Consider the following 12,690-nt stretch of genomic DNA (forward strand, 5'->3'; position numbering starts at 1 on the left):
GGCGACGGCTGACAGTACGATTTATTCGAGGGATTTTTTTGAGCTTTACGTGGCTTTTGCTCTTCGCGAATGATAGTTTGCATGGTACTCGTAAACTGCAGCATTACGTTTTCCAGGTGCCAGAGAGTGGCTCGTGGAGTTTTGAACTTTATTTGTGGATTTGCGCATAACAGGAATGGTCTTTTTTGAGGTGTACGGATGCGGTATGGGCTGAGTTGTAGTCAGGCACACGGGCTGTGGGCCGGATTGGTGGCTGTCGGGCTGGCGGTAGCACTCGTGGGATGCCATGGGCAGAAGGAGCCATCCATCGCCGGTGTCCCCGTGGAGCAGTCAGCGGCGCTGGCCGACCGGGGGGCAGCCGCGATTGCGGCGGTCTGTTCCCGACAGTCGTTCGCGACGGCAAAGGTGGGACTGATCGCGGGCGAGACGAGGCTGAGCGAGGACGTGTTCGAGATGCGCGACCCGGTGTCGTATACGGTCGTTCCCTATCGGCTGGCGACGACAGTGAGGCTGGAGACGACACTGCGGAGGGGAGCAGCGGCTGCCGGGCGTCCTGAGGCGCAGGCGCAGTGCATGAAGGATTTTGCCGATCACCTGAAAGAGTTGACCGATCCGCTGGTGGCGGAGGCAAAGAACCAGAGCCAGGAAGACCTGCTCGCCTTTAAGGACGCCGAGAAAGAGGCCCAGCAGGAGATCGAGGCGCAGGAAGAGAAAGATTCCCGGTAAGAGTTAACGCCTGCACTGGCTTTGCGGCTTTACTGCTTACTGAAGAAGGCTCTCTTCCGAGCGCAGACGGATGACCCGGTCTACAGCGTAGGGAGCGCGATGGGCTGCGGTGAAGAAATGGCGGACCTGTAGTTCGCCGAGCAGGCCGATCCCCATCATCTGGATGCCGGCGAGGATGAGAATGCCCGCGATGACGAAGATGGGGCCATGCTGGTCCATGACGGGCTGGCCGCTAAGAAGCTTCAGGATAAAAAGCCAGATGGCCAGGCCCGAGCCGGTGGCCATGCCCAGCGCGCCGATGGTGCCGAAGAAGTGCAGCGGGCGGGTCATGTACTTCAACAGGAAGCGGATGGTCAGCAGGTCGAAGAAGACGCGGAAGGTCCGCGAGATGCCGTAGTGGCTCTTGCCGAACTCGCGCGCCGGGTTGGTAATGGGAATCTCACAGATGCTCGCCCCGTACCAAGAGGCAAGCGCCGGGATGAAGCGGTGCATCTCGCCGTAGAGGGGGATGTTCTGGATGACCTCGCGGCGATAGGCCTTGAAGGTGGTGCCGAAGTCGTGGATGTTGACGCCGCTGAGGGTCGCCATCAGCCAGTTGGCCGCGCGCGAGGGGATGCGGCGCATGATGAAGTTGTCGCCGCGATGGGAACGCCAGCCGCTGACCACGTCGTAGCCCTCTTCGAGCTTGGCGAGGAAGTTGGGAATCTCGTCGGGATTGTGCTGCAGGTCGCCGTCCATGGCGAGGATGAAGTCGCCGGTAGCATGATCGAAACCGGCGGCGAGCGCCGAGGTCTGGCCGAAGTTGCGGCGCAGCTTGACGACCAGAACGCGGCTGTCGACAGCGGCGATCTCTTCGAGCAGGCGGTAGGTACGGTCGCGGGAGCCGTCGTCGACGAAGACCAGTTCGAAGGTGTCGCCGACATGCTCCATGACGGCCTTCAGGCGGTCGTAGAGAGTGGTGACATTCTCTTCTTCGTTATGAAAAGGGACGACGATGGAATATTTCGACACGAGGTTAATGATACTCCCGAGGTGCAGCAGACTGTGTTGTTTAGACATATTCGAAGGGGAAGGGGTTGCAGATTTTTTAGATGGTAAGGAATTTTATTGATAGGGGCAAAATTGAGGTTTCTGAGGCAGGAAAAGCGGCAAAGCCCCCGACGACTGAACCTACGTCTATTTTACAGAACAAAGGCGGGACCGAAGCCCCGCCCTTTCAATCAGAGTTGCCTTGCACTATTGAACGGTTAGCGTGATGTTCACGGGCTGAGACGAAATGGACGATGCGCTGTCCGCCCCGCTTAAGGTGAGGACGTAGGTTCCTGCTGCCAGATTGCTGGTTGTAGTGGAACCGCCGGTGGTAGTGGAGCTGCTGCTGCCGCAACCAAAGGTCGAGAGCGTCGCCACCGAGATGACGCCGAGCGCGAGGAAGAGGCGCAGCTTGCGGGAACGGCCTCCCAGAAGACCGCAGAAAAGGAGACCGGCCAAAGCGACGCCCGCTCCTGTCCCCGGAGAGAAGGGCGTGGCTGGAGCCTTCCCACGGCTAGCCTGGGGAGTGGAAGTGCCAAGTCTCCGCTTTGCTCCACTTCCTGAAGCCGCCAGATTGGCGCCGGAGCACTGTGAGGTAGAGGTATAGAGGGTCAGCGTTACGGGCACGGGAGCCGTGCCCGTGACCGTGGTGGTGCTGTTCGTACCGGTGCCGATGGCGTAGCAGAAGGAGGAGGTGGTGGACAGCGCCGTGGGGCCACTGAGTGACCAGTCGACGGTTCCCGTGTAGCCATTCACCGGGGTCACGTTGATCGTCGACGTACCAGTACCACCGGCGGCGACGCTAACGGTGGCGGGGGCGGCAGCGATGGAGAAGTTAGGCCCGATGTTGATGGTCACCGTATTGGTCGATGGCGCATAAGTTCCATCGCCCGAATAGGTTACGCGGACGACATGTGAGCCGTCGGTGGTGGAAGAGAAGCTATAGCTGGCAGTTCCGCTCGACAGAACCGGGGCAGGCGATACCGGCGCGCCATCGACCAGAACCGTAACCGTACCCGTAGGCGTTCCCGCACCAGTCGCAGGAGCGACGGCGATGCTGATTACGTCCGCAGCGCCCGAGGCAGGAGCAGTGCTGGCCGCCGTGACGGTTGTGATGGTGGCGAGCAGCGATGAGGTACCGGGAGCGGCGGCTGCCTTCCATGCGGTGAGCAGATTGTTGAAGTCAAGCGAACCGAGACCGGTGGCTTCGTCGTATCCAGTGGTCGCCGCGTAGAGCGATGGGTTTGCCGCTGCGGTGGTGCAATAGGCTGTTCCGGCGGTGCAGGCGTTGTTGCCGGTGGTGATGTCATGAAAGGCCGAGGCGTAGGTTGTGGGATTGGTAGCGAGCGCGTAAAGCGTTGGGTTGACGACGCCCTGCCCTGCCGAACCGGTCGCCTGATTGATCATGGCCACCATGCCCGCGAAGATGGGAACAGTAAAGCTGGTGCCTCCAGCGACGGTCAGGTTGGTGTTGCTGCTGTCGCGGAAGCCGTTCGAGCAACTACCGGTGATGCCGGTTCCATCAAAGTCGCTGGAGCAATAGAGATAGCCTGCGTTGTTGGGCGAAGCATCGAGAGAGATGTCGGGCACAAGACGGGTGGTGCCGGAGGGAATGTTGGGCACGCCGGTCTGCCAGGTGGGCCGCGTGGTAGTGAGGACGCTGGCGCCGCCGCCGCCTGCTGAGATACCGGCAGTCGACGAATCGTCGTTCCAGACCTGCTCAGGGATGTAGGACTGCGCGGAGCTGATAACGTCACTGCCACTGGCCGCAGCCCAATAGCTGCTGCCAGCGGCGACGTTAGCGGCGGGGAATTCAGTGCCCCCCATCCCGGTGACATATTGGCTGCTGGCAGGAAAGTCTACAGAGAGAGCCTGCTGCTGGGCAGTCGTAAGACCGCTGACCCCATAGCAGTCAGTCGAGCCGTCGTCTCCGCTGGCCGCGATCACAGTCTGGCCCTGGGCCGCCGCCTGCGCGAGCACACTATTCTCGGCGTTATATTCAGTCGTCGAGTACTCGGTCTCGCAACCGCCGTAGCTGGTGCTGATGATGGGCGCGATGTCGTTGGTGACGGCGTATGCAATCGCGTCGGTCACACTGGCGTTGGTGTTGTCGCCGGTGTAGACGAAGTAGATGGTCGCACCAGGTGCGATGGCACCCGAGTATTCGAGGTCGAGGTCAGACTCTGATTCGTCTCCCGTAAAGACGGCGGTGCTGCCGGAGTTCGGCACGAGGACGAGGGTGGGATCTTTTTTGGGGAGACCTGCTGCGCTCTGGAAGTTCTCGATATCAGAGAGGACGATGGCGGACTGCCCCATGATGGCAATCGACTGGCCAGCGCCGTTGAGGCCTGTGCTCTGGGCGGCTTTGATGTCGTAGATGGTCTCGATATCGGCAGGGGTCAGAAAGTAGCTGCCGGTCTGGCTGGAGGTGAATTTGGCGGTGGGGACGACCTGGGGTCGCTGGACCCGCATGTGCGAGTGAGGACGGAAGTTCGAAAGATTGGTGACCGCCTGGACGACGGGAGAGAGGGCAGCGGGAAGGCTGATGTCGCCGGCAGGAGCGAAGTGGGTGGTGCCGTCGGTCTGATAGTTATGCAACTCGACGCCAAAGGCGGCTTCGGCTTGCGCCGCCGTTCCCGAGAAGGTGATGCTGTTCTTGCTGCGCGACACTGCTTCGACGGCAAAGCCCTGCTGCTCGAGCCAGGCCTCGGCCTTGGCGATATCGGCGTCGGACATGCCGAAGCGGGTGGCGAACTGGTCTGGGGTGAGCCAGGCGTGATATTGCGGCGAGGCAGGGCTCTGCTGGGCGGCGATCAGGGCCTGAAGGTCGGCCTCCTGCGCGGCGGAGCGGCTGAAGACGAGGCTCATGCTGCCGAGCCGGGTCTGGGGCGCGAGGCTTCCCTTGTCTTCGGCAAATTTGGCGAGCGGAGGCTGGGATTTGGGCATCTCGACGCGCTCGGAGGTGATCTCTCCGGCGATCCGTGACTGAGGCTTCTGCGCGAGTGAGGAGATCGTGGACCCGAAAATGAGCGAAGCGGATGCTGTCAGCCCTAACAAACTACGCCTGGAGAGGTAAAACTTTCTTGTCATCGTCGTCCCTGAGTGCAGCAGAATGAGTTGAACACAGTTTGCCTGAGGTAGTTGCGACAGAAGATCATTTTCGGGAGATTTGGGGGAGGGTGGTGGCCCGGGCAGGAGTCCAACCTGCGACCTTCGCGTTAGGAGTGCGCTGCTCTATGCAACTGAGCTACCGGGCCAAAATAAAAAGAGCAAGATCAAGATAAATAGATATCAAGATAGGTGTTTAGACGGCTTTAGATGACAGTGTACCGTGAGGTTCCAGTCCGGCGCGGTGATAAACTTGGGGGTGGAGACTTTATGCCTGAGATACAGCGTCGACGTGCGGTAACGGTGAATGTGGGTGGGGTTCGCGTGGGTTCGGATGCGCCGGTTGTTGTGCAGTCGATGACCAATACGGACACTGCGGATGTGGAATCGACGGTACAGCAGGTCGCGGCGCTGGCACGGGCAGGCTCGGAGATGGTGCGCGTCACCGTTAATAATGACGAGGCCGCCAAGGCTGTTCCTTATATTGTCGAAGGCATCGCCAAGAAGGGCTGGACGACGCCCATCATCGGCGACTTCCACTACAACGGCCACCAGTTGCTGACCAAGTATCCCGACACGGCGCAGGCACTGGCGAAGTACAGGATCAATCCGGGCAACTGTTCGATCGGGCGCAAGGACGACGACAACTTCAGGACCATGGTCGAAGTCGCGGTCAAGCACCAGAAGCCGGTGCGGATCGGGGTGAACTGGGGCTCGCTCGACCAGGCACTGCTGACCAAGATGATGGACGAGAACTCGAAGACCGCCGATCCCCTGCCCGCGCGCGACGTGATGATGGAGGCGATGGTGGTGTCGGCCCTCGACAATGGAGCGGCGGCAGAACGATACGGCCTGCGGCGCGACCAGATCATCCTCAGCGCCAAAGTCTCGGGCGTGCGCGACCTGATCGACGTTTATACCGAGCTGGCTGGACGCTGCGACTATGCGCTGCACCTTGGGCTGACCGAGGCCGGGATGGGAATGAAGGGCGTGGTCGCTTCGACGGCTGGCTTGTCTCCCCTGCTGCTGTCGGGGATCGGAGACACCATTCGGGTAAGCCTGACGCCGACTCCGGGAGGCGATCGCAGCGAAGAGGTCCGCTGCGGCCAGCAGATTCTGCAGTCGCTGGGGATTCGGAGCTTTATGCCGCAGGTGACTAGTTGCCCCGGCTGCGGGCGCACGACTTCGACCTATTTCCAGGAGCTGGCGGAGCGGATTCAGAGCTATCTGGTGGCTTCGATGCCGGAGTGGAAGAAGCAGTATCCGGGGGTCGAGGAGCTGAAGCTCGCGGTGATGGGCTGCATTGTTAATGGTCCCGGCGAGAGCAAGCACGCCAACATCGGCATCTCCCTGCCGGGAACTTTCGAGGAGCCTAAAGCTCCGGTTTATGTCGATGGAAAACTATTCACCACGCTGAAGGGCGACAGGATCGTCGAGGAGTTCCAGGTGATCCTCGATGAGTATGTCGAGAAACGGTACGGCAAGGTGCTGGTGGAGGTTTAGACTTCGATGACCGATATAAGTCGACTTTCTGAACAATTTGACGAAGCCATGTTTGACATTTACCGTCGAGCAAAATCAGAAGCACATTACACCGCAACCATATTTCTTGGAATGCTCAATGCCGAACGCGGATTGATGACCGCACGAAAGTTAATCAACGCACCAAAAGAATCTGACGGGTACACGGCTCTCTGGCTCAAGAAAAGACTCGATCTAACGGTCGAAGCTGTGGTACTCGAAAATGAGAAATGGCATCAACTGTTCACACCCGAAGAAATAGAAAAGTGTAAAACTCGATTGCACAGATGCGGGTATATCTCCAAGCAGCATACGAGCACAGAAGACTCTATTTAGATTTAGCGAAGAGACGTAGATTTATTGTTGCGAAGTTCGGCGAGAGGATAGAAGGTGCCTCGCCAGGTGACTCCGCCTTGCCTGAGCGTGACGAACATGGAGCACAGCAGGCTGTAGATAAAGAGCATCGCGCTGATAGGAAAAAGAGCGGCGTACCACGCGGAGATTCCGCTGAGTCGTCCCGCAACGCGATACAACAACGCGATGGCTGCGATGGTGACGATGGCTGCAATGCGTGTCGCGGGCGATGCCAGAAATGCGACGGGCGCGAGGTAGAAGAGAGTCAGCCAACCGCAGGCAATCAGTAAAAATGAGATGTGAAACTGGAAGACGGCGAAGAGGTTTTTCGTCATGACGCCGACTACGCCCATCGCTCCGGGTGCCCAGTGCACCCGCACGAGGCCGGGGGAGACAGCGACACGTTGGCGCAGCTCCATCAACTTGACGCGGCGGGCGAGGGTCAGGTCTTCGAGGATCTCCATGCGAAAGGCCTCGAAGCCGCCAAGCTCCTGATAGGCGGAGGAGCGAAGCAAGCAGAAGGCGCCGATGCCTACGAAGTCACGCGTAGCACGAGGATTGTCGGCTCGCCATGGTCGCGTGGCCCAGAGACCGAGGACCTGAAGGAAGCCGAGCAGCATTCCTTCGCCGTGAGTCTTGATGATGGGAGTAGGCAGTGTGACGAAGTGGTCAGCGTTGGTGGCAACGGCTTGCGCGAGGCAGCGGCGAATGGCGTCGGGGCGGAAGAGAATGTCGGCGTCAGTGAAGAGGAGATAATCCGAGCTTGCGTGGAGTGCGGCAAAGGCCATGGCGTGCGGCTTGCCCAGCCAGTTTGATGGAAGTTCGGTGATGTGCAAGACGTGAAGCTTATCTGGATGTTTGGCGGCGAGGGCTTCCATGATCGCTCCGGTTTGGTCGGTGGAGCGGTCGTCGACGGCGATGATCTGGAGGTTTGCGTAGTCCTGTTCGAGCAGCGATTGCAGGCAGGCCGCGACATCGGCAGCTTCGTTGCGAGCGGGGACGATGACGGTGAGGGATGGATTGCCTTCAGGAGCAACGTCATACTGCGGCAAGGTGATATCTGGAATACCGGGAAGGCCGCGCGCGGCGGCGATGGCCTTCCATACCCAGAAAACAGCGATGAGCCACGCCAGATAAGAAAGAAGATGCGAGAGGCTCATGCTGTTTGGACTTCGGACGAGTGCAGCTCTGGAGCATATCTTGATCCGACGAAGAAGATGATGGCCGCGAGGACAAGGGTAATGAGCGTAGCTCCGAGGCCGGTGTTGAGATTGCTGCGGTCACTGATGCTGCCGATGATGCGCGGCGAGATGGCGTCGCCGAGCGCGTGAATGATGAAGAGCTGTCCAGCGAGCGCAGTGGCGCGAATCTCCGGGCGCACGGCGTTGACCGTGGCCGCATTCACCGGGCCGGTGCCGAGGAAGATGAGAAAGATCGCAACGGCGAGGGCGGGCAGCGTGAACGCCTTGGGGCCGAAGAAGCAGACCAGCGCGGGAGGTACGGCAAGGATGGAGCCGATGGCCGGAATGTAATAGAGGGCCTTCGGAGTGCGATAAGACCACTTCTGCGCGATGGTGCCGCCGACGATCGTGCCACCGAGACCGGTGACGACTGTGATAGCTCCCATAAGAAATGCTGCGGAAGATTCGCTGCGGCCATCGACGCGCTGGAGGAACGAGGGCATCCACCACGAGATGCCACCGAGCGAGAAGGTGACAGCGGCATAGCCAAGGATGGAAGCGAGGTAAGCCTTGTTCTTGAGCAGCGTAAGGACCGTATCCTTCTTCAGCTTGGCCTTGTCCTGCTGGCTGGCTCCGCGGGCTGGCTCCTTCATGAAGAAGGCGATGAGCAGCGCAATGATGACGCCGGGAACGGCGGAGACGATGAAGGACATGCGCCAGCCGTGATGCTCGCCTACGGTGCCCCCAATGAGATAGCCGAGCGCCGCGCCTACAGGGATGGCGATGTTGAAGATGGTCAGGACGCGGTTGCGCTGGTCTTCGGGGTAGAAGTCGGCAAGGATCGCGGGAGCAAAGATGCCGAAGCTGGCTTCACCGACTCCGAGTGCGGCGTGGCGGATGTTGAGCGAGTCGTAGGAGTGAACGGTTGCAGTGAGAAAGTTGATGCCGCTCCAAAAGAGAGCGGCGATGACGATCATGGGCTTGCGTGGAAAGCGGTCGCCCAGCCAGCCGGTGATCGGCGACGTGAGCATGTAGGCGAGCATGAACCAGAGGGTGAGCGAGCCGATCTGCGCGTCGGTGGTGTGAAACTCTCCCTTGATCTGCTCCTGCACGCCGGGCAGGATGTAGCGGTCGATGTAGTTGACGAAGTTGAGCGCGGTGAGCAGAACGAGCGCTGTGGTGGCTCCGACGACGGAGGCAGCAGAGGGATTCGGTTTAGTCGCGGAGGCCATGTGGGGAAGGATAGCAGCGGATGGTGGTTGTTTGGTCAACGCATTTGCAGGTACCCCTACCCCGCAAGGCTGCAGCGAGATTAATTGCCTGAGTTGGAGAAGAGGACAAGATCTTTGGGCGGCCTTGCCTTCATGGTCCGAATCCGATCCTGCAGAGTCTCGGTGTGGATCTCCAGCTTGTGACCGTCAGGATCGAGAAAATAAAAGGAGTCGCCGGGACTGTGGTTCTCCTGCCAACTGATTGCGTTCGCGTCACGAAGCCGCTCGACTGCGGCAGAGAAATCTTCTGCGGAGACGGTGAAGGCTGTGTGCGTGTATTCAGGGAGACTGGCGGAACGGGTTTCAGTATCGAGGCTGAGGCATACCCAGATGTTGCCCGCTTCGAGATAGGCGCCCTTGTACCATTTTGCGACTGGCCGCAGACCAAGGACATTTGTATAGAAGTCGAAAGACGCTTCCAGGTTTCGAACGGAGAGTGTGAGGTGGTTGATGCCGCGAATCACAAGTAAGTCCTCTGTGAGTAGCGTACCGCTACTCACAGAGATGATGCAGAGGGCGAAGAACAAATAACAGCAAAAGCAAAATGCGGGGGTTCTGCCCCTTCGACAAGCTCAGGGGCAGAATGACATGCATTTTTGATGACTCTAGGTTTGCGTGGCGATCTGCGATACGGAGCGTTCCTTCCAGCGGTCGCGGGTGAAGTCGGGAAATTTGGCCGGTGCACTGCCGTCGGCTACCGAGAGCCTGCTGAGTGGCCCGGGTGCCGACCAGGTAGCGGCGTCGTAGACATCCATGTCCGGTGCCAGACCATTGCGCATGCACTCGAGCAGACGATACAGCATGATGTAATCCATGCCGCCGTGGCCTCCGAGCTTCTGCGCGATCTCGCCTTCGCGTTTCCATAGCGGATGCTGGTGATCTTTCCACGAGTCGATCGTGGCCCACTCTTCGCCGCCTGCCTGTCCATCAAGATAGATGCGCGGCGGATAGTCGGCGAAGAGGCCCTTGGTGCCGGCGATCAGATTGGTGCGGCTGTAGGGGTGGGGATTGACGGTGCCGTTCTGGAGGGTGATCGTGCGGCCGTTCGCGGTCTTGATGAGCGACGTGCTCATGTCTCCGGTGATGTAGCGCTCGGACCAGCGGGGATCGGAAGACGGCAGGTGCGCCTTGCGATAGGCGTCGAGCCCGAGTTGCGGCGTGCTCATGGAGACGATGTAGTCGAACCGGTCGCCGCGCTGGATGCCCATGTAGTTCGCCACCGGACCCAGCCCATGCGTCGGATAAAGATTGCCATTGCGTTCGGTGTGAACGGTGCGGCGCCACAGGCCCTCGCCCTTATTGGAGAAGAGCTCTTCGCGAAGGTCGTGAAGATAGGCACCTTCACCGTAGAGCAGGTCGCCAAAGAGACCTTCGTGGGTCATGCGCAGGATGAGGGTTTCGTTATAGCCGTAGCAACAGTTTTCGAGCATCATGCAGTGACGCTGGGTGCGCTCGGAGGTGTTGACGAGCTTCCAGCAATCCTCGATAGTGGCCGCAGCCGGCACTTCGACGGCGACGTGCTTGCCGTGCGTCATGGCAGCGACGGCCATCGGTACATGCCAGTCCCAGGGGGTCGCGATGATGACGAGGTCGAGATCGTCGCGGGCGACGAGCGATTCGAAGGCGTGATCGCCCTTGGTGTAGAGCTCTGGAGAGGGCTGACCGGCCTTCACGACGAGTGACTGTGCGTGCTCGGCGTGCTCTTGCGCGATGTCGCAGACGGCGAGGATCTGCGCATCGGCGGCGAGCAGGTTGCCAAGCAGGCTGGTACCTCTGCCGCCAACTCCAATGATGCCGATCTTTGGATTTTTCGCCGCAAACTTCATGCCGATCACGCTGGACCCCTGCGGCTTTGCGGCCTCGGCGTGAAGCTGCGGAACGCTCATGCCTACAGCGGTGATGCCGCCAAGGCGAAGGAAGTTCCTTCTTGAAAGATCATCCAATACGCCACGCAATTCGTCGCTCATCTCTTCTCTTCCCCCTTGAATCTCGATGCATTCGATATACAGAGTTAGCTTGCAGCAGTCTCAGACGGCACTTTGTCGATCGTTTCGTTATACTACGTTTTTACTTTTATGCGATACGCTTTTGCTTCGTTATAACTCATTTTTATTTCGTACTGTTGAGATTTCGTAGGCATATCCAGATTCCATGTGCTACCTTACGGAGACCCTAAAGCTCTACAGATTCAAGTCGTAACGCCTATTTTGAGACAGGCACGAGATAAGCCATCGGAGCGAAATGCCATGCAAGCGACGGTCAGCGAAGTACACACTAACCCACAGGCCAACTTAGCCCAGCCGACAGCACTGCGGACCGCGACGCCTCCGCGCAACGTTGCCGTCGATGCCTATCGCGGCCTGGTGATGCTGCTGATGATGGGCGAGGTGTTGAGCTTCGCCGTCGTCGCGCGGGCGTTTCCGCACAGCCTCTTCTGGCATGTATTGGCCTACAACCAGACACATGTGGAGTGGGCAGGCGTGGGTCTTCATGACATGATCCAGCCGTCGTTTACGTTTCTGGTTGGCGTTGCGCTTCCCTACTCCATCCATAGCCGCATTCGCAAAGGACAGAGCTTTCAAAAGCAACTGGCGCATACGCTGTGGCGAAGTCTGGTCCTGATTGCGCTGGGGATCTTTCTGCGCTCCACCCATAGCACGCAGACCAACTTCACTTTTGAAGACACGCTGACGCAGATTGGCATGGGATACACGTTTGCGTTCCTGCTGGCGCGTTGCCGACCGAAGTGGCAGTGGATTGCGCTGGCCACGGTTCTCTTCGGATACTGGCTGGCGTGGGCGCTCTATCCTGCTCCCGGAGCGAACTTCAACTATGCGGCGGTTGGCGTTCCCGCGGACTGGCAGCACAACTTCAGCGGGTTCGCCTCGCACTGGAACAAGAACAGCAACCTCGGGCAGGCCTTCGACGTCTGGTTCCTGAATCTCTTGCCTCGCGCATCACGCTTCGTCTTCAACGAGGGCGGCTATCTTACGTTGAGCTTCATTCCAACGCTGGGCACGATGCTGCTTGGGCTGCGGGCGGGCGAGTGGTTTCGCGCGGCTGCGCCGAAGATTCCGGTGAAGCGGTTTTTGATTGCAGGGACGCTGCTTGTCGCGGCGGCGCTGCTGCTGCATCTGACGGGAGTGTGCCCTATCGTGAAGCGCGTCTGGACACCGGCCTGGACGCTGTTCAGCGGCGGCCTTTGCTTCTACTTCCTTGCAGTGTTCTCTTGGGTGATCGACGTGAAGGCGTATCGCCGATGGGCGTTTCCGCTGGTGGTGGTCGGCATGAACTCGATTGCAGCGTACCTGATCGCCGATCTGTTCGGAGAGTCCATCGAGCGCAACCTGCATATCCACCTGGGCTACCGCATCTTCCAGTTATTTGGAACGGCGCTGGAGCCGCTGATGTTCGGCATCGTAGCGCTGCTGCTCTACTGGTCGATCCTGTTCTGGATGTACCGCAGAAGTCTTTTCCTGCGCATCTGAACTCGCACGAAC

At 59.5% G+C, this 12,690-nt stretch carries 10 protein-coding genes and 1 tRNA gene; 4 read left to right on the forward strand and 7 right to left on the reverse strand.

Annotated elements, in window-relative coordinates:
• Nucleotides 1-198 precede the first annotated feature (198 nt).
• The gene (locus GSQ81_RS04145; RefSeq protein ID WP_158909424.1) at nucleotides 199-726 is read left to right on the forward strand and encodes a hypothetical protein; all 528 of its coding nucleotides are present in this window, start codon (nucleotides 199-201) and stop codon (nucleotides 724-726) included.
• A gap of 36 nt (nucleotides 727-762) precedes the next feature.
• On the opposite strand, the gene GSQ81_RS04150 is transcribed toward GSQ81_RS04145, so the two are convergent.
• The 3 genes from GSQ81_RS04150 to GSQ81_RS04160 all read right to left on the reverse strand — a co-directional run bounded on the left by GSQ81_RS04150 (nucleotide 763) and on the right by GSQ81_RS04160 (nucleotide 5,012).
• Nucleotides 763-1,737 carry a glycosyltransferase family 2 protein gene (locus tag GSQ81_RS04150; RefSeq protein WP_158909425.1) on the reverse strand — a complete coding sequence of 325 codons (975 nt, stop codon included), beginning with the start codon at nucleotides 1,735-1,737 and terminating at the stop codon, nucleotides 763-765.
• Between the two features lie 225 nt (nucleotides 1,738-1,962).
• Complete coding sequence (locus GSQ81_RS04155) at nucleotides 1,963-4,845, reverse strand: protease pro-enzyme activation domain-containing protein (protein ID WP_158909426.1); 2,883 nt, start codon at nucleotides 4,843-4,845, stop codon at nucleotides 1,963-1,965.
• Nucleotides 4,846-4,935: 90 nt separating this feature from the next.
• Nucleotides 4,936-5,012, reverse strand: a tRNA-Arg gene (locus GSQ81_RS04160).
• 121 nt (nucleotides 5,013-5,133) lie between these two features.
• Here GSQ81_RS04160 and ispG point away from each other — a divergent pair.
• Together ispG and GSQ81_RS04170 are read left to right on the forward strand one after the other, a co-directional pair.
• The gene (ispG, locus tag GSQ81_RS04165) at nucleotides 5,134-6,366 is read left to right on the forward strand and encodes a flavodoxin-dependent (E)-4-hydroxy-3-methylbut-2-enyl-diphosphate synthase (RefSeq protein ID WP_158909427.1); all 1,233 of its coding nucleotides are present in this window, start codon (nucleotides 5,134-5,136) and stop codon (nucleotides 6,364-6,366) included.
• Between the two features lie 6 nt (nucleotides 6,367-6,372).
• Nucleotides 6,373-6,720, forward strand: coding sequence for a hypothetical protein (locus tag GSQ81_RS04170; protein WP_158909428.1), 348 nt, complete (start codon nucleotides 6,373-6,375; stop codon nucleotides 6,718-6,720).
• Nucleotides 6,721-6,722: 2 nt separating this feature from the next.
• On the opposite strand, the gene GSQ81_RS04175 is transcribed toward GSQ81_RS04170, so the two are convergent.
• The 4 genes from GSQ81_RS04175 to GSQ81_RS04190 form a co-directional block, all read right to left on the reverse strand.
• The gene (locus GSQ81_RS04175) at nucleotides 6,723-7,898 is read right to left on the reverse strand and encodes a glycosyltransferase (protein ID WP_158909429.1); all 1,176 of its coding nucleotides are present in this window, start codon (nucleotides 7,896-7,898) and stop codon (nucleotides 6,723-6,725) included.
• Nucleotides 7,895-9,190 carry an MFS transporter gene (locus tag GSQ81_RS04180; RefSeq protein ID WP_318523886.1) on the reverse strand — a complete coding sequence of 432 codons (1,296 nt, stop codon included), beginning with the start codon at nucleotides 9,188-9,190 and terminating at the stop codon, nucleotides 7,895-7,897. The genes GSQ81_RS04175 and GSQ81_RS04180 overlap by 4 nt, the downstream gene beginning before the upstream one ends.
• A 41-nt stretch (nucleotides 9,191-9,231) precedes the next feature.
• The gene (locus GSQ81_RS04185; protein WP_158909430.1) at nucleotides 9,232-9,654 is read right to left on the reverse strand and encodes a fosfomycin resistance glutathione transferase; all 423 of its coding nucleotides are present in this window, start codon (nucleotides 9,652-9,654) and stop codon (nucleotides 9,232-9,234) included.
• 141 nt (nucleotides 9,655-9,795) lie between these two features.
• Nucleotides 9,796-11,157, reverse strand: coding sequence for a Gfo/Idh/MocA family protein (locus tag GSQ81_RS04190; protein WP_158909431.1), 1,362 nt, complete (start codon nucleotides 11,155-11,157; stop codon nucleotides 9,796-9,798).
• Nucleotides 11,158-11,436: 279 nt separating this feature from the next.
• Here GSQ81_RS04190 and GSQ81_RS04195 point away from each other — a divergent pair, with 279 nt between their 5' ends.
• Nucleotides 11,437-12,678 (forward strand): acyltransferase family protein, encoded by a 1,242-nt coding sequence (locus GSQ81_RS04195; protein ID WP_158909432.1) that lies wholly within the window; start codon nucleotides 11,437-11,439, stop codon nucleotides 12,676-12,678.
• The last annotated feature ends 12 nt before the right edge of the window (nucleotides 12,679-12,690 follow it).

Origin of the sequence: Granulicella sp. L56, assembly GCF_009765835.1 — a bacterium.
Classification (GTDB): Bacteria; Acidobacteriota; Terriglobia; order Terriglobales; family Acidobacteriaceae; genus Edaphobacter.